Origin of the sequence: Paenibacillus lycopersici (genome assembly GCF_010119935.1) — a bacterium.
GTDB lineage: Bacteria > Bacillota > Bacilli > Paenibacillales > Paenibacillaceae > Paenibacillus_Z > Paenibacillus_Z lycopersici.
Genome location: NZ_CP048209.1, coordinates 5,286,356 through 5,305,980 on the forward strand (window position 1 = coordinate 5,286,356; position 19,625 = coordinate 5,305,980).

General features: G+C 63.6%; 22 protein-coding genes. 5 read left to right on the top strand and 17 right to left on the bottom strand.

Going from position 1 to position 19,625, the window contains the following annotated elements:
- Window positions 1-13: 13 nt before the first annotated feature.
- The 8 genes from GXP70_RS23225 to GXP70_RS23260 form a co-directional block, all read right to left on the bottom strand.
- Complete coding sequence (locus GXP70_RS23225; protein ID WP_162359028.1) at window positions 14-799, bottom strand: glycosyltransferase; 786 nt, start codon at window positions 797-799, stop codon at window positions 14-16.
- A gap of 59 nt (window positions 800-858) precedes the next feature.
- Window positions 859-1,977 carry an NAD-dependent epimerase/dehydratase family protein gene (locus GXP70_RS23230; RefSeq protein WP_162359029.1) on the bottom strand — a complete coding sequence of 373 codons (1,119 nt, stop codon included), beginning with the start codon at window positions 1,975-1,977 and terminating at the stop codon, window positions 859-861.
- Window positions 1,974-2,807: a dTDP-4-dehydrorhamnose reductase family protein gene (locus GXP70_RS23235; RefSeq protein ID WP_162359030.1), complete on the bottom strand. Its 834-nt coding sequence runs from the start codon at window positions 2,805-2,807 to the stop codon at window positions 1,974-1,976. The genes GXP70_RS23230 and GXP70_RS23235 overlap by 4 nt, the downstream gene beginning before the upstream one ends.
- Window positions 2,804-3,787, bottom strand: coding sequence for a polysaccharide biosynthesis protein (locus tag GXP70_RS23240; RefSeq protein WP_162359031.1), 984 nt, complete (start codon window positions 3,785-3,787; stop codon window positions 2,804-2,806). The genes GXP70_RS23235 and GXP70_RS23240 overlap by 4 nt, the downstream gene beginning before the upstream one ends.
- Window positions 3,777-4,874, bottom strand: a complete 1,098-nt coding sequence (gene wecB, locus GXP70_RS23245; protein ID WP_162359032.1) for a non-hydrolyzing UDP-N-acetylglucosamine 2-epimerase — start codon at window positions 4,872-4,874, stop codon at window positions 3,777-3,779. Before wecB ends, GXP70_RS23240 begins: the two co-directional genes overlap by 11 nt.
- A gap of 49 nt (window positions 4,875-4,923) precedes the next feature.
- The gene (locus GXP70_RS23250; protein WP_162359033.1) at window positions 4,924-6,462 is read right to left on the bottom strand and encodes a glycosyltransferase family 4 protein; all 1,539 of its coding nucleotides are present in this window, start codon (window positions 6,460-6,462) and stop codon (window positions 4,924-4,926) included.
- A gap of 188 nt (window positions 6,463-6,650) precedes the next feature.
- Window positions 6,651-7,787, bottom strand: coding sequence for a CgeB family protein (locus GXP70_RS23255; protein ID WP_162359034.1), 1,137 nt, complete (start codon window positions 7,785-7,787; stop codon window positions 6,651-6,653).
- A 50-nt stretch (window positions 7,788-7,837) separates the two neighbouring features.
- Window positions 7,838-8,929 (bottom strand): CgeB family protein, encoded by a 1,092-nt coding sequence (locus GXP70_RS23260; RefSeq protein WP_225442529.1) that lies wholly within the window; start codon window positions 8,927-8,929, stop codon window positions 7,838-7,840.
- 303 nt (window positions 8,930-9,232) lie between these two features.
- Between GXP70_RS23260 and GXP70_RS23265 the strand changes: the two genes are divergently transcribed.
- The 5 genes from GXP70_RS23265 to GXP70_RS23285 all read left to right on the top strand — a co-directional run bounded on the left by GXP70_RS23265 (window position 9,233) and on the right by GXP70_RS23285 (window position 12,601).
- Window positions 9,233-9,445, top strand: coding sequence for a cold-shock protein (locus GXP70_RS23265; RefSeq protein WP_404822282.1), 213 nt, complete (start codon window positions 9,233-9,235; stop codon window positions 9,443-9,445).
- 206 nt (window positions 9,446-9,651) lie between these two features.
- Window positions 9,652-10,158, top strand: coding sequence for a P-loop NTPase family protein (locus GXP70_RS23270; protein WP_162359036.1), 507 nt, complete (start codon window positions 9,652-9,654; stop codon window positions 10,156-10,158).
- Between the two features lie 201 nt (window positions 10,159-10,359).
- A complete protein-coding gene (locus GXP70_RS23275) occupies window positions 10,360-11,397 on the top strand; it encodes a phosphotransferase enzyme family protein (protein ID WP_162359037.1) in 1,038 nt (345 codons plus the stop codon).
- A gap of 311 nt (window positions 11,398-11,708) precedes the next feature.
- The gene (locus GXP70_RS23280; protein WP_162359038.1) at window positions 11,709-12,293 is read left to right on the top strand and encodes a metal-dependent hydrolase; all 585 of its coding nucleotides are present in this window, start codon (window positions 11,709-11,711) and stop codon (window positions 12,291-12,293) included.
- A 68-nt stretch (window positions 12,294-12,361) separates the two neighbouring features.
- Entirely contained in the window at window positions 12,362-12,601 is a 240-nt protein-coding gene (locus GXP70_RS23285; RefSeq protein ID WP_162359039.1) for a hypothetical protein, read from the top strand.
- A 47-nt stretch (window positions 12,602-12,648) separates the two neighbouring features.
- Here the strand turns inward: GXP70_RS23285 and GXP70_RS23290 are convergent, their stop codons facing one another.
- The 9 genes from GXP70_RS23290 to GXP70_RS23330 all read right to left on the bottom strand — a co-directional run bounded on the left by GXP70_RS23290 (window position 12,649) and on the right by GXP70_RS23330 (window position 19,623).
- A complete protein-coding gene (locus tag GXP70_RS23290; RefSeq protein WP_162359040.1) occupies window positions 12,649-12,939 on the bottom strand; it encodes a hypothetical protein in 291 nt (96 codons plus the stop codon).
- Window positions 12,921-13,268 (bottom strand): hypothetical protein, encoded by a 348-nt coding sequence (locus GXP70_RS23295; RefSeq protein ID WP_162359041.1) that lies wholly within the window; start codon window positions 13,266-13,268, stop codon window positions 12,921-12,923. The genes GXP70_RS23290 and GXP70_RS23295 overlap by 19 nt, the downstream gene beginning before the upstream one ends.
- Window positions 13,268-13,606 (bottom strand): alpha-helical endospore appendage domain-containing protein, encoded by a 339-nt coding sequence (locus GXP70_RS23300; protein WP_162359042.1) that lies wholly within the window; start codon window positions 13,604-13,606, stop codon window positions 13,268-13,270. Before GXP70_RS23300 ends, GXP70_RS23295 begins: the two co-directional genes overlap by 1 nt.
- A gap of 24 nt (window positions 13,607-13,630) precedes the next feature.
- Window positions 13,631-13,918: a nucleoside-diphosphate sugar epimerase gene (locus GXP70_RS23305; RefSeq protein ID WP_162359043.1), complete on the bottom strand. Its 288-nt coding sequence runs from the start codon at window positions 13,916-13,918 to the stop codon at window positions 13,631-13,633.
- Between the two features lie 426 nt (window positions 13,919-14,344).
- Window positions 14,345-15,676, bottom strand: a complete 1,332-nt coding sequence (locus GXP70_RS23310) for a glycosyltransferase family 2 protein (RefSeq protein ID WP_225442530.1) — start codon at window positions 15,674-15,676, stop codon at window positions 14,345-14,347.
- Window positions 15,677-15,717: 41 nt separating this feature from the next.
- On the bottom strand, window positions 15,718-16,944 hold the full coding sequence (locus tag GXP70_RS29910; RefSeq protein ID WP_225442531.1) for a GT-D fold domain-containing protein: 1,227 nt from the start codon (window positions 16,942-16,944) through the stop codon (window positions 15,718-15,720).
- A complete protein-coding gene (locus GXP70_RS23320; protein WP_192043383.1) occupies window positions 16,941-17,663 on the bottom strand; it encodes a sugar phosphate nucleotidyltransferase in 723 nt (240 codons plus the stop codon). The genes GXP70_RS29910 and GXP70_RS23320 overlap by 4 nt, the downstream gene beginning before the upstream one ends.
- Window positions 17,664-17,689: 26 nt before the next feature.
- Window positions 17,690-18,439 carry a glycosyltransferase family 2 protein gene (locus GXP70_RS23325; protein ID WP_162359045.1) on the bottom strand — a complete coding sequence of 250 codons (750 nt, stop codon included), beginning with the start codon at window positions 18,437-18,439 and terminating at the stop codon, window positions 17,690-17,692.
- Window positions 18,436-19,623 carry a hypothetical protein gene (locus GXP70_RS23330; protein WP_162359046.1) on the bottom strand — a complete coding sequence of 396 codons (1,188 nt, stop codon included), beginning with the start codon at window positions 19,621-19,623 and terminating at the stop codon, window positions 18,436-18,438. The genes GXP70_RS23325 and GXP70_RS23330 overlap by 4 nt, the downstream gene beginning before the upstream one ends.
- Window positions 19,624-19,625 lie beyond the last annotated feature (2 nt).

A 19,625-nucleotide genomic window follows, 5' to 3' on the forward strand; every position in this document is an offset into this window, starting at 1 on the left:
CCCGGTCTTCTTGTCAGCGGCGCTTCGCGGACTCCGGCTTCTTCTTCGCGTCGTCCTTGTCCCGGGCAATGAGCCCAAGCGACTTCAAGTAGAGCTTCCAGCGCGCTTCGTATTTCGCGAACGTGCTTCTGACCTCCAGCTCGATCGCTTCCTTGTGCTTCACGGTTCCCATTTCCTCGTGCCTGCGGTACGCGCACAGCGGCTCAGGCAGGAGCAGGAAAGGCGTTCCCGCCAGGAGCACGCGGAACCAATAATCCAAATCATGCGTATACCGCTTCGTTTCGTCGAACCCGCCGATGATACGGAACAGCTCCTTCGCCATGACCACCGTCGAACCGTTCACGGGGTTGCTTTTCTGAAACGCCCGGTAGAAATCACCGGAGACGACGTCCGGCGGGATGATGTCGAAGGCCGTCATTTTGCCGCGCCCGTCGATCACGTCGAAGCCGGTATGGCTGATCATCGTGTTCGTTCGCTCCATCGCGTCGACTTGGCGTTTGATTTTGTCCGGGTAGAAGCGGTCGTCGGAGCTGAGCCAGGCGACGTATTTGCCGCTGGCCAGCCGGAACCCGGTGTTCAAGGCGCTCGCCGTGCCCCCGTTCGACTTGCCGATGTAATGAACGCGGCCCTCGTACCGATGAAGCAAGTCCTGATGCGTCTGCGAGCCATCATCGACGACGATGATTTCCAAGTCGCGGTACGTTTGCGCAAGGGCGCTCTCGATCGCTTCCGTTACGAACGGATCGTTATAGAACGGAATGACGATCGAGACAACCGGTCTGGATGAAGCGAGTGTCATTATACTCCCCTCCTGCCTCTCGGATATGGATATGGATATGGATATGGGGTTGGGTACGGTTACGGATTCGCATGGCGCGCGGCGTTCAGCGCATCCTGCAGCGATTCTCGCAGCGCATGGCGCGGCGACCAACCGAGCGCAAGCGCGGCGCTAATGTCCGCAGGCGCTGGCGATGCCGCGTCCGAATCGCCGAACTCCCAGCGCAACGGGTGCAGCGCGAGCGCGCCGAAAGCGTCGGCGATTTCCTCCAGCGTCCGCATAATGCCGGACGCCACGGGATAGACGCGGCCGCTTTCGCCGGCCAGGAGCAGCGCCTCGTAAGCGGCGATCGCATCGCGGACGTCCAGTAGGTCGCGCTGCTCGCTCCGCGAGGAGAAGCGGAACGGCGCCGGTGCCGGTGCGCCGTCCGCAGCCGCGCGTTCGGCGCCCGCGGCATAACGCGCGAGCAGGCCGCACAAGCCGCCCGACCTGCCGGGACCGATCAGATTGGACGGCTCTGCGACGATGATCTCCATCCCGAACAGCGACGCCCAGCTCTGCGCGACGAGTACCTGCATCGTCTTGCTCAAGCTGTACGGATGCTGCGGCTGCGGGCCGGCAGCTCCGGCCTCTGCTACTCCCGCTCCGTCGCACGCGCCAAGCATCCCCGCTTGACCAGCTGCTCCGGCCTCTGCTGCTCCCGCTCCGCCGGGCGCTCCGTGCGTCCCCGCTTGACCGGCCGCTCCGGCACCTGCCTCAACCGCTCCCGCTCCGCCGGCCGCGCCGGTCGTCCCCGCCGACGCGGCAAGCGGGAACCGCAGCATCGAGCCGGCGACCAGCACACGGCACGGCTTGCCGAGCCGCCGGACGCCTTCGAGCAGATGGACGGTGCCCATCACGTTGCTTTGCAGCACGGCCGCCGGATCGCTCCAGGACGCGCCGACGGCGTTGGCGCCCGCGAGATGAAGCACGTAATCCGGCGCCGCGCGTTCCACCAGCGCTTCCGTCTCGCTCCGCGAGGACAGATCGCCGGCTAGGACGGCATCGACGCCACCGATCCATGCCTCCGCCGCCGCGCCCGCGGCCGGGAGCCGGCGAACCGCGGCCGTCACGTGCCAGCCGCGCGCGGCGAAATGCCGGCAGGCATGCTCGCCGCAGAAACCTCCCGCGCCTGTGACGAGCAGGCGCGGCCGGCTCATGCCCGCTTCATCCACTGCGCCAGCTCGTCGAGCATCGGAATGTATCCCGTCGTCTTGTATTTCCAGTCGCGCCGCGTCGACACGAGCGTCCGGTCGATCTCGATTTCGTTGTCCGGCACGATCCGTACTCCTTCCACTTCGAACGCCGCCTCGAAGAGGAGCAGCAGCGTATGCTTGCTCACCGACTCGCTCGCCGTCAGATGGACGAGACCGCCGATGCGCGGATTGTCGATGGCGAACGCCGTCGCTTTAGCCAGCTCGAGCGTCGTCACGCCGTTCCAGTATACTTTCGCGTACCCTTTGACCGTGCCGCTTTGCGCAAGGAACCATTTCAGCAGCCCGATGCCGTTCGGCCGAATTTCCGGTCCGATGATCGAGGTGCGGATCGTCAGATGCTTGCCGTATTGCATTTCGCCGAGCGCCTTGGAGCGGGCGTAGACCGACGTGCCGTCCGGCTCGTCGGACTCCGTATACGCGCCGCGCGCACCGCTGAAGACGCAGTCCGAGCTGATATGGATGACGCGCGCGCCGACCGTATCCGCCGCGTAACGCAGCCAGTGCGGCAGGAAGCCGTTGACCTTGTACGCGGAGAGCGGATACGACTCGGCGTCCTGATTCAGGACGCCGGCCGCATTGACGATTACGTCAGGCCGAACCTCCTGAACCAGCTCCAGAACCGCGTCCGCATCCGACGCGTCGAGCGGCAGGCTGCCTTGCCCGTCCGTCCGGCGCGTCGTATAGACGACCTCGTGCCCGGAATGAGCTTCCCGGAAATACCGGATCAGCATATGTCCCGCCATACCGTTGCCGCCGATAATAAGAAGCTTCATGACAGAAACCCGCCCCTCACGAGCATCGCGCGGATTTCGTCCTTCGTCATCAGCAGCTCGCTGGAGCAGTAGCTGTCGAAGTCGACTTTCGGATACGCGCTGTAATGCATGCGCAGGCCCGGAATGTCGAGCGTCGGCAGGATGACGAGGTATTCGTCGTCGTACGCGACCGTCGTCGTGCTTTCATGCTCCGTAAGCAGGATTTCGTGGATCTTCTCGCCCGGACGAATGCCGGTCTCTACCATTTCCGCGTCGATGCCCATGTCCTCCATCAGCACGGCCGCCAGGTCGATGATGCGGCAGGTCGGCATCGTCATGACGAAGATTTCGCCGCCGACGCTTTCCTCGGACGCCTTGAACAGCAGCGTGATCGCATCCTGCAGCGTCAGGAAGAAGCGCGTCATATGCATGTCGGTGATGCGCACCTGCTTCTTCGTTTTGATCTGGTTCATGAACAGATGGACGACGCTGCCGTTCGTGCCGAGCACGTTGCCGCCGCGCACGCAGACGAATTTCGTGTTCGAGTTCAACAGGTTCGCGTACACGATCAGCTTCTCGCCGATCGCCTTCGTCATGCCGTAGAAGTTGGACGGGTTCGCCGCTTTGTCCGTCGAAATGTAGATGACGCGCTTCACGCCGTTCGCGATGGCCGCCTCGATGACGTTCTGCGTCCCGATGACGTTCGTCTTCAACGCTTCGTAAGGCTGATCCTCGCATACGGGCACATGCTTGAGCGCCGCCAAATGAAACACGTAATCCACCCGCTCGCATGCGCGCATCAGCGCTTCTTTATCGCGGATGTCCCCGATGCAGAAGCTGAGGCGCGGGTCCTCGAACGAACGGCTCATCGCCACCTGGCTGGATTCGTTGCGGGAGAACACGATAATCTGTTTGGGCTGCTGGGGCAGCAGCTGGCGAATCAATTCATAGCCCCAAGACCCTGTACCCCCGGTGACCAGTATGCGCTGATTAGTAAACATTCCATTTCCCTCCAAGCACAAATTTAACCACTTTATCCGATACGTCTTTGGCCAAATACCCCTCCGGACATTCCCACGCCGCAGGCAGCGCGGTCATGACCGCCGCCGCTTCCTCGATCCGCACGGCGTTCAGCCCGCAGACGACGTTGCTGCCGCAGTCGATCGTCTCCGGCCGTTCCGTCGTCTGCCGGATCGTCACCGTCGGCACGCCGAACAGGCAGCATTCTTCCTGCACCGTCCCGCTGTCCGTAATCGCGAGCAGCGCGTGCTGCTCCAGCCGCACGAAGTCGAAGAACCCCATCGGCTCGTAGAACTCCACGCGCGGGTCCATCGCGACCTGCACCGAGCCGCCGTCGATGCGCGAGCGCGTGCGCGGATGCACGCTGCAGATGACGCGCTTGCCGAAGCGCCGAGCCACGCGGTTCAACCCTTCCAGAATGCCCGTCAGCCGCTCCGGCACGTCGACGTTCTCCGCGCGGTGCGCCGTGACGAGCACGTAGCCGCCGGCTTCAAGGCCGAACCGTTCCAGCACGCCGCTGGCATCGATCTGCGGCTTGTAATGCGCGATTACCTCGTGGATCGGGTTGCCCGTCTGCACGATCCGGTTGCTCGGGAAGCCCTCTCGCAGCAGATTGCCTTTGCTGTACGAGGTGTACGGCATGTTGATCGTCGAGACCGCGTCGATGATCCGGCGGTTCTTCTCTTCCGGAACCGACAGATCATAGCAGCGGTTGCCGGCCTCCATGTGCACGACCGGAATGCCCATCCGTTCGGCGATGATCGCGCACAGCGCGCTGTTCGTGTCGCCGAGCAGCAGCACGACGTCCGGCTGGTGCGCCGTCAGCACGCGCTCCGTCTCCGCGAACATGACCGACAGCTGGCCGCCGAGCGTCTGCTTCGCGCCCTTCAGCAGCACATCCGGCTGCCGCAGGCCGAGCTCCCGGAAGAACACGTCCGACAAGGACGGCGAGAAGTTCTGTCCCGTATGCACGAGCACATGCTTCTCGGCCAGCGCATCGAGCTTCTGGATGATCAGGCTTAAGCGGATAATTTCCGGGCGCGTACCCAAAATCGTTACGACGCGCATGATTCGTCCCCCCTTCGAATGATTGGCGTTCCTGAGCGCCGTGCCGACGCTATGACGTCTTCCTGCGCCGCTTCCTGCCGCCGGCGGCCCTCCTTCCGCCGCTTCCGACGCTTCTGATGCTTCTGGCGCGCCGCCCCTTGCCGCCGCGCCGCCGCTTGCCGCGACGGATGCCGCTGCGCAGTCTTCCGCGTCTGCGGCGCGCTTGCCTCGGGGCGGATCCCTCCTCCCCGATCGGTTCGCCGACCGGCCACGCGGCCAGGAAGGCGTCCGGCACGCTGCTGATATCCTCCGGCCGGCAGCCGGCGCCCGCCAGCGCCTCCATCGTCCGGAACGGCCGCAGCGCGCCCCGGTCCGGCATATACACCGCGGGTCCGCTGCCCTTGAACACTTTGGCCCGCCGATGGCCTTGCGCCTTCACCATGTCCGCGAACTTGCGCAGCCGGTCCCGGTAAGCCGCGATGCCGAAGACGGCTTGCGCCTGCCGCGCGTTGCGCGCGCCGACGGCCTGGAGCGCCTGCTCGTCGTTCAGCAGCGACGATACGCGGACGATCAGCCCTTCGACGTCGCCGGTCGGCGCCACGTAATTCTCGTTGCCGGTCGCCCGGCCGATCTCGGCAAGCCCGCCGGAGCCGTAGACGACCGTCGCTTTGCCGAAGGCCATCCCTTCCAGCGCCGTCATCCCGAACCCTTCCGCCGCCAGGCTCGGCACGACGAGCAGATCCATCGCCGGGTAGACCGTCGCCACCTGCTCCTCGAACCGGAGCCAGCGGAACCGATCCATCAGTCCCGGGCCGCGCGCGATGTCGAGGCAGCGTTCGAAATACGGCTCGTCGACGGGATTGCCGACGATCAGGAACTTCGCCTTCGGATGAAGCAGCGCGACGCGCACCGCCATCTGCATGAAATGCTCCAGCCCCTTGGCTTCGAAGATCGACGACGAAATGTAGCCGACCAGCCGCTCCTGCTCCTGGATGCCGAGATGGCTGCGCCTGTTCGCGCGATGCTGCGGCCAGCTATCCGGCTGCAGCTCCTGCTGGTACCACGAGGGCGGAATAAGCGACGTCTTCGGAATCAGCCCCGGCGTGCGCAGCGGCGCGAGCGTCGCCTCCGAGATGCCGACGATGAAATCGGCGTATTGCTCGATCACCGACACCGCCAGCGATTGGTAAGGCGTCTCGCGCAGCGCCTCCATCGCCGACCAGATGACGGGAATGCCGAGCGCATTGGCCGCCATGGCCGGCAGCGGATGCACGCAGGTGTTGACGAGGATGCAGCTCGGCTGCTCGCGGCTTAGCAGCAGGAGCAATTCGGGCCAGGACGACTCCCGCTGCTTCTCCGCGATTTCGTCGTGCATATGCGGCAGCGCCAAGTAGAGCGGAACGACCAGCGGGATATCCAGCACGATGACGGGAATGCCCAGCTTGCGCGCATTGCCGGCAATGACGCCTTCGCGAGGCACGATTAGCGTGCAAGCGAACATCGGGAGCAGCTCGCGGACCATGAACAACAACAGCTTCTCGGCACCCGTTACGTACTGCGGACTGCAGATATGCGAGAAGATCAGCATTTTCGGCTTGGTTTGCTTCAATCGGCTGCCTCGCCCGTATGCGGCGCATACACGAGCAGGCGCTCACCTCCGTCCTATTCGCTCTCTACTCTTTCATCCTAGTTTCTATATAGTATTTGGGAGGCCGCTATGGCGGCACGACACTTGAACCGCCAGCAAACGTACAAAATGCCGTCCGTCCTCGCCGTACGATCGTCCCCTGCGGGCATTCATACCGGAAACAGCAGCCCCAGCATTTGTTCGATCCGGCGGCCGTACGTGTGGTCGCGCATTGTCCGCAGCATGCCGCGCATCGCGATCGCCTGCCGTTCTTCCTCGTGGCTCAGATAATAGTCGATCTTCTCTATCATTTCTTGCGGGGACGAATAGGTTACGATGTCATAGCCCGGCGTATAGAAGGAAGCCAAGTCGTTCCGGACGTCCGTCAGCTGCAGCGTAGCGCAGCCGGAAATCTCGAACGTGCGGGGATTCGGCGAAACCGCGGGAATGCCCGCCGTGTTGTTGTTGAACGTGTCGTCGTCATGCGCGCGGTGCATGTTGATGACGATTTTGGCGCCGTTGTACATCGCCGCCGTTTCGACCGGCCCCATCCAGCGCCCGAGCTCGATTTTCTTGGACAACAGGTGAAACTGCTTCAGCCGCTCCCACCAGATGCCGGAAATATGCGTGTCCTTGGACGCGAGGTACGGGGTTACTTGATCGAAGAATTCGGCCCGCTTCCAATACGCCGAGCCGATGAAGCAAATCTCGTGGCGCTGCGAACGCTCCGGATTGCGCGGCCGGAAGGACGCGGGGTCCGCCCCCAGGGGCATATAGTGCACGTCCCGGCAGCCGAGATTGCGGTAATACTCCACGCAGACCAGCTCCAGCGTGAAGACGACATCGTAGTGCGGCGCGAGCTTGGAGGTGATGTCGGTGTAATACGGATCGTCCGTAAACCAGATGGCCGTACGAATGCCTGCCGCCCGAATCGCGTCGATTTGGCCGACGTTGAATTCCAGGCCGTCCAGCACGAGAACGATGTCCGGGCGAATCCGCAGCGCAAGCTCGGCGACCGGCTGCTTCGTATCCGTGATGGTCAACTGCCCCACTTGACCGCGTAACGCGTCCGCGATGGCAACGTCAAGCGGCGAATACGGGAATCCCTTCCCGGTCGCCACGAACAAGACATGCACCTGCTTCATGGGCGGCGAAGGCGGCGCGACGGCCTGCAGCGCGGCTTCGCAGCGGCCGAACCAATGGCCGTGCTCCCAGCCGAGCCGGAATCCTGCCGTTCTGCCCCGATTGACGCCTGCGTCGCGGACGGCTCTGCCTCGCCGTCCTCGTCTTATCCGCGTTGGTTTCATGGCCCTGCTCCTTTCTTGGTTCGTCCTGACGGGCGGCAAGCCCGCGCGCGTTACCATTGCAGCACCTCCGCGATCTGCTGCAGCCGGCGCACGTACGTATGCTCGGTCAGCGTTCGCTTCAACCCGCGAAGCGCGATCGTTCTTCGGTCATCCTCGTGGCTCAGGTAATGCTCCAGCTTCGACCTCAGCTCGCCCGCGTCGGCATACGTCTCGATATCCGATCCGGGCGTGTAATAGTTCGGCAGGTCCTCGCGGCAGTCCGTCAGCTGCAGCGTGCCGCAGGCCGAGATTTCGTACGTGCGCGGGTTGATGGAACGCCCCGGCAGGTTCAGCACGTTCTTGTTGTCTTGGCCCACCTCGGTCGTCCGGTGCAAATTGATGACGATGCGGGCGCCGTTGTAATATTTGATCGATTCGTCGACAGGCAGCCAGCCGAGCCGGATGAACCGCTGCATCGTTTTGTAATGCTTCATTCGGTCCCACAGCCCGCCGGCGATAAACACTTTGCGGTTCTTGAGAAACGGCGCGAGCGCGTCGAACATCTCCACGCGGTTCCAGAACGCCTGGCCGATGAAGCAGACGTCGCTGCGGTACCGTTCCTCGACCGTCATCGGCTTGAAGCGGCCGTGGTCGACGGCCAGCGGCATATAAATCACCTCGGCGCAGCCCCGCTCCCGGTACATCGGAATCGTGCTCAGCTCATGCGTCAGCACGACGTCGTAGCGCGGCGCGATGTACATCGTGTCCGCCGTGACGTAAGGATCGTCGGCAAACCAAATAGCCGTCCGTATCCCAAGCGAACGAACGGCGTCGACCTGTTCCAAATGGTTGGCCGGGAAGACATGCAGCCCGTTCAGGACCAGCACCCAATCCGGCCGGATAAGCGCGGCCTGTTCCGCCATCCGCGCAGGGTCCGCCACGTAGACGTCGCGGACGGTCAGCCGCAGCGCCTCGATCACGCCTTGATCGATGCCCTCGAAGCCCTGCGGGATGTATAAGATGCGGCAATCCTTCCTCGGCGGCGCGGCCGGCTGCAAATGCCGGTACAAATACTCGCAGGCGCCGTCCCGCAAACCGTTCTCGTAACCTGAAGCGAATCCCGCCGCTGACGCCTTGGCGTTCGTTTGTCCCTTTGTCTGCACAGTCCCACCTCTGGAGTCATCGTTTCTTCTGTCACCATTTATATGCGAATGACAGGCAAGGCTCTTGGTCACTTGTCCGCGCGGGAAGCAAAATTGGCTGATGACCCCCCAAGGCGAACGTACGCCCGCGCGGCCTGCGCCCATGTTCGGATCCGCTGGGCGGCATGATGCGGGGGACGGGGATATTTTCAAAAAAACCAGTATATTTCCGGTCGCGCGATCACATATTAAAAGAGGCAATCGAAACGCCGGCGCCGTGCTTGCGGCGGCGTTTGCCGTGTTTCAAAGTGAGCGAAGGAGGGCTTGATCATTCATTTCTCTAAGAAGCAGGCGGAGCCGATTCCGGAAGAAGACACGCCGATCTGGACATGTACGAACGACAGCTGCACGTGTTGGATGCGAAGCGATTTCTCGTTCGGGGAGCACCCGAGCTGCCCGATCTGCCATTCCAGCATGACGAGCGACATCAAAAGCCTGCCGGTCTTGACGAACGGCACCAAGCGAGGCTTTCAATAGCTTCCAGGCAGGGCTTTCAATAAGACAGGCTAAGATGGCTGGCAGTGCATCAAAAAAAGCTTTCCAATCCGTCGTTCGCGGCGGCCGGAAAGCTTTTTTCGTTATGGGCGGGTAAGACGGCAGGCGCGGGGCTGCGGGCACGGCAGCACGCAGGAAGGATATGGAGGCTCCGAAACGAATACATACCCGTAGACGCGAAGAAAGAGGTGGTAGCGATCCGAATTCATATTATCGGCGGCTCCGGCAGCGGCAAGTCCTACTGCGCGGCGCTGCTTGGCGAGAAACTGGGCATCGCGCATTACGACTTGGACGACATTCATTGGGATCCCCGATCGGACGAGTACGGCGTCAAGGCGCCCGAAGCCGAGCGGGACCGCCGGCTGCTGGACATCGTCGGCCGCGACGCATGGATCGTCGAAGGGGTATACCGCTCGTGGGCAGAGCCGAGCTTTGCCGCCTCCGACCGCATCATCGTGCTGATGACGCCGCTTCACGTCCAGGAAGAGCGCATCTGGAAGCGCTACGAGGAACGCGTCTCGGGCGCCGTGCCGGGCAAGAAGCGCGAGACGTACGAGGGCATTGTCAACCTGCTTGCCTGGAATCGCGATTATAACGAGACGAAGCTGCCCCATCTGCTCCGAAACTGGGCGTATGCGGACAAGATGCTTCTCGTGCACGATAATCGGGACGTTCTCGGCTTATTCGAGCCATGATGACGATGGATTGACACCCCTCCCATGATTTGGATAAGATCGATAAGAACGCATACGCGCGTATTCACGCTAGAAAAGAGGCATCTGTATGTCACCAGGCCCGAATTTCATTAAGTTGAGGAATTAAACCGCAAATTTCGGATCGATCCCCGCCGGGATTATTTGCGTTGTCATCAACTCATGAAACGGAGGCTTTTTGCTATGCTTATTTCGCCGCTCTCGCCAGAAACGCTGCAAAGCGCGATGCGCTTGTACCATCATGATTCCGCCGACGGCCAAGCCGCGTTCATCGGCGGTTCGCAAAATCTCGTCTATGCGTATGCGCATGGCGGCCGCGACTATATCCTGCGATTAACGCCATGCGCCAACCGCTCGGAATCGCTCGTCCGGAGCGAGCTGGATTGGATCGTTTATCTTGCCAGCAACGAGATCCCGGTGTCGGCACCGATCCCCGCCATCAACGGCGGCTGGACCGAAGTCATTCGAACCGCGCAAGGCGATTACGTCTGCGTTTCGTTCGAGAAGGCCCCGGGACGGCAAGTCCATTACCCGGAATGTCTGCAGGACAATAGCCTCTACGAACGGCTTGGCCGACTGACGGGCAAGCTGCACGCGCTGGCTCGAACGTACTCGCCTCCGAAACATGCGGTCCGGAGACATGATTGGCAGCGGAACTGGTTCCTGCGGCATCTCGATCTGCTGCCCGCCTCACAGACCGTCGTTCGCGAAAGCTGTCTGGAACTGTTCGAGTCGATCCGCGCCTTGCCAACCGCATCTCAGGCGTACGGGATCATCCACGGCGATATCGGCGTAGGCAATTTCACGGTGGACGAGCGCGGGACGGTGACGCTGTTCGATTTTGACGAGGCCCAGTACAGCTGGTTTGTCGAAGACATTGCGATTCAGCTGTATTACTTGGTTTACGTATTCGGCGACGCAGACGACGGAATGGCGCTGCGGGAGGAACAAGCCGGCCGGTTCATGGCGCATTTTATGAAGGGGTATCGGCTCGAGCACGACCTGGACGCGTATTGGTTGCGCCGCATTCCGCTGTTTCTGAGGCTCAGGGAGCTTATCGTCTACGTCGGTTCGTTCCGCGATTGGGACGGCGACGAGACCTTCTCCGGCTCAGGCAATCCATGGCTGATCGACTGGATTGCGGAGAGCAGACGCAGAATCGAGAACCGCGTCCCGATTGTGGATATTTGGACGGACCGCACGGACTTCATGGACAAATAGACCTTCAAACTCAGATCGCATGACCCGCTAGCCCTGAGGCTGTTCTCGTCTTCCTATGGACGGGGGCGGCCTTTTGTCGTTCGTACTTCTTTAAGTTATGGCATTTATGCAAAAAGACGTTGACGAAAGTTACCAACGGTTATATTATAACCATAGGTTAGTAACCATTGGTTATAATATAATTCAAGGAGGGCTTGCTCAATGAGTTTCATTGTATTCATGCTGCTGTTCACGGTCGTATGCGGACTGCTCGACGCCCGCGTCGGCAAGGCGCCGAAAGGCCGGCATTCCGGCACGAGGGAGGCGCGCTGATGTTCGCGGGACATTTCGGTTTGGCCGCGGCCGTGAAGGCGGCGGATAAGCGTACGCCGGTATGGACGCTGATGCTCGGCACGCAGCTGCTGGACGTGCTGTTCGTACCGTTCCTGCTGACCGGGCAGGAAACGATCGAATCGGCCGAGGACGGCGTCGGCGGCTATGGCGGCAGTCTCATCCATGCGGACTATACGCATTCGCTTGCCGGCGCCCTGATTATCGCATTGCTTGCCGCATGGGCGGGACGGCGCTTCTGGGGCAGGCGCTCCGGCGCCATTATCGGGCTCGTCGTATTCAGCCATTGGCTGCTCGATCTCCTCGTCCATCGCCCCGACCTGCCGATCCTTCCGGGCAATCTCGGAGATCTTCCGCTGCTTGGCTTCGGCCTGTGGGCGCATCCCGCGATCAGCGCCGCGCTGGAAGCCGCGCTAATCGCCGGCGGATTCCTGCTCTACGGCCGCTCCGTCCTTGCCAGCTCCAAGGCGGCCGGCGGCGCAGCCGGTACGGTCTCGGCTTACTTGGCCGCGGCCGTCATGGGGCTTCTGCTGCTCGGCTCGCTGCTGAGCGACATGATGGGTTAGGCAGGGAACGGGACGTCATCAGGCGGCGGACGCCCGTTCCGGCGGCGCTTGTTCTGGGGCCGGGGCGTTTGTCCGGCGGCGTAAAGCCCGTTCAAGGGGCGTTCGTGCAGGTGGATACGCCCATTCCGGCGGTGCTTGTCCCGGGGCCGGGCGTTTGTCCGGCGGCGCAAGCCCGTCAAGCGGCGTTCGTGCAGGTGGATACGCCCGTTCCGGCGGCGGTCGTCCGTTCAAGCATCGTTCGTGCCGTGGCGTACGTCCGCGCCGGCGGCTCGTTGTCCGTTCGCAGCCTGTCCGATTTCACGCCGTAAGGGCGCCCGAAGCTCGAACGCTGCTTCGGGCGCTTCGTTCCGCTGCCTTATCCGTTCTGCTGCTCGTACGCGATTTGATGGCCATCCTCGAAGCCTTTGGCGAAGCCGAGGTTGTAGCCTTGGTTGTAGGCGGCGTCGAACGCCTGATTGTAGCCGGCATTCCCTTGCGTCCGGCGCGTCCGCTGCTTGCGGCGCTGCAGGGCGTTACTGCCGCGGGAGGTTCTGCTGCCACGGGAGGACTTGGTCCGTTTGCCCTGCTGCCGCGGCTTCGCGCTGCTCCTGCGTTTCGATCCCGCTGCTTTGCGCCGTTGATTCGCCTTTACGGCCGCTGCGACCATTTCGGTTTCCTCCTTTGCACGCCGGCGGCGCTCCGCCGGAGCCCGCCGTTGACTTGCCGGCTCAGCCATGGTTTGGCCGCCGGGTTGACTGTCGGCTTCCCTGTTCTTCGCTGCGCCGGCCGGCGCTCCATGGCGCGCACCATCCCGTTGAGCGAATGCTGCATCGCCGCGAGCGATTTCAGATTGCGCCGGATGGACATGGCCAGGCCGGGGTCGATCCGCGCCATGTCTCCCACGCTCTCCAAAATCCGGGCGACGGCCGTCTGGCTGCGGGAGAGCGCGCCGAGCAGTGCGATGCGCGCTTCGCGCTCTAGCCGGTTCCGGTCCACTACCCTTTATCCCCCATATCGAAAGAGCCGCCGAGCATGCCTTCGAATCCGCCCCCCGAATCGTTCTCCTGATGATTCAGCACGGCCTTCAACACGCTCGTCAATCCCATGTTGAGCTTCGTCAGTCCGTCGATGACTTCGACCATCTGATCATGCACCTTAAGCGTCGCCTTCAAATGCTCCTGCTGATCAGCGAACGCGTCCGGCGTCACATGGTTGATCATCCATGACCGCACCTTCTCGGCCTCCAGCGCCTTCGCCTCCAGAATCATCGCCAAGTTCCACTGCAGCTTGGCGGAGGCATCCAGCATTTTGACATATGCCGTTTCCCGACTCATGAACCGATGCTCCCTTCCTCCGCCTTACTCCTCGTCTTCGACCGCGAATTCCTTCATGACCGCAGCAAGGGTCACCGCAAGCGATTCCTGAAGCTCGGCAATGCTGTTCAAATAAGCGACGACGCTGCCCGTCACCGCTCTGGAATTGTCCATCAAATCTTCAAAGCCGCCGAAACCGGGGTGCTGGTCGGGCAGCGCATGAACGAGCTGCGCCATTCTGACGGCGACATGGCGCTTGCCTTCCAGAATACGCGACAGCTGCTCATGAGAATGAGACATATGCTCGATCATTTCGGTGACGATGTGCTGCATGACGCCGTCCTCCTAACCCATATTCTTGCCGGCGACGAGATGTCCGGCCGCGCGATCGGACACGCGGCATTCATCGCGCGTTCAGTCACTATCAGCATATGCGCGGCAGCCGCAGCGCGGCACAACCGAACCGGCGCCAAAGCAAATCCGCAGCGCGTGCGAGGCTCGCCAAGCGGAGGCGCTGCTTTGGCGCTGCTTTGGCGCGGCTTTGGCGCGGCCTTAGCGCGGACTTGAAGCAGCCTTCAGGCGGCCTCGGCGCGGCTCGCGCGGCTTTGGCGCCGCCGGCGAGGCGGAGCCGCCGCCACTTCGCGGTCGAAGCACCGCTCAACCGCAGCCCAGCCGCAGCGCGGCAGAAGCGCGGCGCGGCTCTGGCGCGGCTCTGGCGCGGCTCTGGCGCGGCTCTGGCGCGGCACCGCCTTGGCGCCGCTACAAATGCTCCGCCACGCGCGCGGGCGCGATGACGGGCAAGCCTTCGCCCAACCGCCCGATCTGGTCGGCGGTCATGGGAGCGCCCTGGCGCAGCTGCAAGCCCCACGCTTCCGCCGCCTTGACGCTCGACAAGCGGCGCCGGACGCCGCTCTCCGCCATATATATGGCGCCATCGGCTTCCCAAATCCGCGGCTGCGCGTGCCAAGCCGCTTCAACTTCCGCCGCCGCGATCGGCTCCCCCGCCGGCCAGCGGCGGATGTCGATCTGCGACAGGCGCAAGGCGGGGAGCCTCGTCACGCCGGCGATCGGCCTGCGCGCGCCTCCCTCGATCCAATACCGCGTCTCCGTTACGCCGCGGACGACGACGCCCTGCGGATAGAAGGACGTCTCCCCTTGCGCCGGCTCGCCGCCGCCGCGGCTGCGGACGGCATGAATCAAATCGTGGGGATTGCCCCATTTGTCCATATAGACATGCTCGTTATGCGCGTTCACTTCCGGAAGCTGGCTGCCGAGCGCCTTCATGCTCACGCTGCCGAAGTGATGAATGAACGTATCGCGCGCAATGACGAGAGCATAGCCCTGCAGGCGGACGCGGATATTGAAGTCGTCGTCCTCGAAGTTGCCGATTTCGTAGCCTTCGTCCAGGTATCCCGTCCGCTCCCACAGCTCGCGCCGGAACAGCAGGCAGAAGCCCGGCAGCCGGTCGGTCCGCTGCCACTTGGCCGGATCGCTGTAATTGAACCGCTTGGCGAACGGCAGGATGCCCGCCTCGTCGGTGTACGGCACCTCGATGCGCTGGTCGCCGCTGATGTAATTCGTCACGGGGCCGACCATGCCGATGCCCGGATCGCTGTTCAGGCAGGCAAGCATATTGTCCAGCCAGCGCGGCGTGACGATCGTATCGTTGTTGAGCAGCAGCAGCGTCGTCCCTTTAGCCATCATCAGGCCGACGTTGGTCGCGCCCGCGAAGCCGCGGTTCCGCTCCAGAATCCGGTAGCGCACGACGCCGCCGACCGTCCGCAGATAATCGGCCGTGCCGTCCGTCGACGCGTTGTCGACGACGATGATTTCGTACGGCGAAGGCGTGTATTCGCCGATGCTCGCAAGACATTTCTTTAAGTAATCGAGCTGGTTGTAGCTCGGAATGATGATGCTCGTGCCTTCAAAATGCAGCCCGAAGCTTTCCATTCCCGCGCGGACTCCCTCTTGGTGCCCTGCCGCCAAGCCCGCGTCGAAACCGCCGCCGGCCCGGATCGGACGGCTTTGGCGCCGGCGGCGCAAGCGCGGCCGAAGCGGCTTTACGCGCCGGGAGCGCATGTGCTTCCTCATTCCACTCCACTCCTTCTCTGCTTGCCGGCTCGCGGAGTCGGTTACAGCGTGTATTTGCCCCGGATGATGCCGTCCGCCATATGGCCGAAATCGAGCGCGGTTTTGCCCAGTTCATGCGCGATCCGCACGCACAGGATGACAGCCGCGATGCCCGCGGATACGATCGCCAGATTGAAATCGAAGCCTCGCACCTCGTTCATGACCCGTTCGACGTCATCCACGCCTCTGACCGGACTGATCATCCCCGTAACGTGAAAACCGTGCTGGCCAAACACATGCGCGAGCGCCGGCGCCGCGTTGCCGATGACCAGCAGCCGCTTGTCGGCGAGCAGCCTGTTCAGCAGGCCTGCCTGATGCAGGCTGTAATTGACGGCCGAGCTCGTCATCCGCAGGCTGGCGGGCGCCAAGCGATGGCTGCGGAGCACGGGATGCAGCAACGGCTGAAAATGCTTCCGCCGCGACTGCGGTACGCCGACGATATGCGCTTGCCGGACGGCATCCGCCAGATGATCCCGCGCGCCCGTATCGGGCGGATGGACGCCGGCGTAAGGGAGAAAACCGCCTTCACGCTGAATGGTTGCGTCGTCGTATACGCCCCCTTGGGCAAGCGTCAGCAATTCCCCGTCCCCGAGCCGAACGACGGAGCATGGACGCTGCTCGGCGATAGCGGCCTCCATCTCGGCGAATACTTGATGCGCGTCCATGAGCGGCTGGCAGAGATGGCGGATCTGCTCCGTCCCCATCGCGATTATTTCGCGCAGGCCGATCTCGGGCAGCAGCAGATGGCTCGGAATCGCCTGCTCCAGCAGCAGCTCGCCGCCTTCGTACAGACCGAGCTCATAACCCGCGGTGTAGGCATTCTCCTGGTAGTTGTCCCTGACCGGCCCCCCGTCCTGAACTTGCTCCGCCGGCTGCTGCGGATTCGCGGCAGACTGGCGCGCCGGATACCGGCGCCCTTTCCGGCGTCCGCGCGGCTTGAGCCCGCCGCTCTTCCGGGCACTTGTCCGTTTCTTCCCTTCGGATCGCGGCGATTTGGCCTTGCGCGGCTTGGCGCCGGCCGACCCGGCACCGGTCCCCGGAGTGCGCTGCGTCTCGGCCGCGGGCCCGGCTGCCACGGCCGAGATTCGGTTGACGTCGGATTTGGCGGCTCCCGCTCCCCCTCCGGCGGCGCTTCGAGCGGAAGGCCGCGACGCTGCGGCCGACGCATGGACAGGACGAACCGGACGATTCCCTGCGTCCATCGGCGATTTCCCGGCGCCTGCGTTCATGATCCGTCCCCCATCAGCTTCCGGCTAGCTTCCAGCAAAGAGCCGAACGTACCGGCATCCGTCCACCAGCCGCTTAGATGACGATAAGCCAGCTGGCCTTTGGCCGCATAACCGTTGTTGACGTCCGTAATTTCCAGCTCGCCCCGCTGCGAAGGCGACTGCTCGGCGATGAGATCGAACACCGTGCCGTCGTACATGTAAATGCCCGTGACGCAGCTGTTCGTTTGCGGCGCGGCCGGCTTCTCGTCGATGCGTTCGATGCGTCCGTCGGCACCGAACGCGGGCACGCCGTATCGTTCCGGATCCGGCACCTGCTTCAGCAGCACCATCGCCCCGCCCGGCTGCGCGCGGAACGCATCCATATGCGGCTTCAGCGGCTCCTCGAACAGATTGTCGCCGAGCAGCACGATGAATTTATCGTCGCCGCCGATGAACGGACGGGCCAGCTCCAGCGCCTGCGCGATGCCGCCGGCTTCCTCCTGGACCCGGTACGTCAGCGATACATTGTATTCCTTGCCGCTGCCTAGAAACGATGCGAAATCTCCGAGCGCGTCCGGACCCGTGACCAGCAAAATGTCCGTGATGCCCGCGGCCTGCAGGCTGATCAGGCCGTAGCTGATCATCGGCATTTTGCCGACCGGCAGCAAATGCTTGTTCAGCAGTTTCGTCAGGGGCCGCAGCCGCGTCCCCGTTCCTCCGGCCAAGATAACAGCTTTCAATTCGATGACCTCCCAACGATTACTCGTTACATGAAATTCGCAGGATCGACCTGCCATTTGGCGATGAAGAGCGCTCTGTTGCGTTCGACGAGCTGCGAAACTTCGTGGGCGCTGCGCTGTTTGAAGCTCGCGCTGCCCTGGTGATGCACGAATACGTTCCTGCACATCAGCAAGCCGTAGCCGTGCATGCGCGCGCGAAAGCAGTAATCGTCATCCTCGTAATGACCGGGCGAGAACCGTTCGTCCAGCTCCCCGATCCGTTCGTACAGCGCGCGCGGGAACAGCATGCAGAAGCCGACCAGCCGGAGAATCGGCTCCCAGCTCTGCGCTTCGTGCGCGAAAACATCGGCTGCGGCGCGGTGAAAGTCGGCCATCGAGCCGAACGAATGCTCGACCTGCTGCCGGCCGCTCGCATAGTTGGTGACCGGCCCGACGATGCCGACGCCGGCGCTGCCGTCGAGCGCCTGGCGCAAACCGCGCAGCCAGCCGAACGACACGGTGACATCGTTGTTCAGCAGCAGGAAGTAATCGCCGTTCGCGGCGCGCATGCCCTTGTTGCACGCCTTCGGAAAGCCGGCGTTGTACGCGGACGACACGCAAGTCACGCCTTCCCTGACGCACCATGCCGCCGTGCCGTCCTCCGAGCCGTTGTCGACGACAATGATTTCGTAGGGCGTCTGTACCGGGTCCGTATACAACCGAATGGCCGCAACCGCGTTCTGCAGCAGCGGCAGCCCGTTATACGTCGGAATGATAATGCTCGTCACTCCGTTCATGGAACGCCTCCTCCCGCCGCCGACCGGCGCCGGACTTCGTCGGGCAGCGCCAGCCGCGCGCCTTTCTCGCGCATCGCGGCGCGCAGCGCTTCAATATGGTCGCCGGCCGACAGCCGCTCCGGCGCTTCGGGGGCCGTTCCCCCGCCGGTCTTCCAGCCGGCGGGCTTCGCCGAAGCGACGGGGCTGCAGCGAATGCGCAGCCGCTGCTCCAGCGCCGCGCGATGCGCCATCGGCGGCACGGCGAGCAGCCGCAGCCCGATGCGTTCCATCGCCGGCCGCGACCAGACATGGGGCAGCACGGCCGCGGAGTTGGCGGACAGATCCGGCCGGCCGAGCGACCAGTTCATGAATGCCCGGATTCGCGCAGGATCGTCCCAATTGCGGAAGGCGCCCAGCTGTCCGCTGACATCGGCCAGCACGAGCTCGCTGCCGGCCTGGGCTTTCGCCAGCATCGCCGCCAGCTGCTCCGCCGCAACCGGAACATAGGCGTCGGCGAACAGCACGAGGTCCGAAGCCGCCATCCGCGCGCCGACCGCCAGGCCCACGTCCGGGCCGATGCGCACCGGGGAGTGGACGATCGTAATGTCCGGCAGCGCCCGGATGCGGGTGAAATCCGCTTCGCCCGCCCCGTCCAGCACGACGACGATCTCTTCGAGCGGCAGCCGGAGCAGCTGCAGCAGCGCCTCCGTCCCGGCGCCCGGACCCACAACGACGACGGCGGAAGCGGTTCTCGTCAGCGCGACGGGCACCCAATTCCCTCCCGGCCGATGCAAGCCCGCGGCGAACCCGTCCGCGAACGCCCTGCCGCGCTTCATCGGATTCCCGGATCGCTGCCCGCGCCCTCCGTTCATGAAGCGCTGCGTCCAATGCTCGTTCATGCGCAGACGGGCTTCCCGGCCGGCGAGCTCGGCGCCGCTGCGATGAAGCGCCGCCGCGGCGAAGCCGGCGGCATAATCGCCTTTCAACGGCGCTTCATGCCCGCTTCGGCCCGGCGGGCGCGGGAAGGCGGCCGCCGCCGGCATGGCGCTGCCGCCGTTTCCGGCACCGGTGCGGCTGCGGCCGCGGCGAGCGCCGGCGCGGGCGCCGCGGCCGATGACGGCGCGGGCGCCGGAACCGATGCCGCCGCGGCTGTTTCTGCTTCTGCCTTTGCCTCTGCTGCCGCCGCCTCTTCTCGTCGAATGCATGT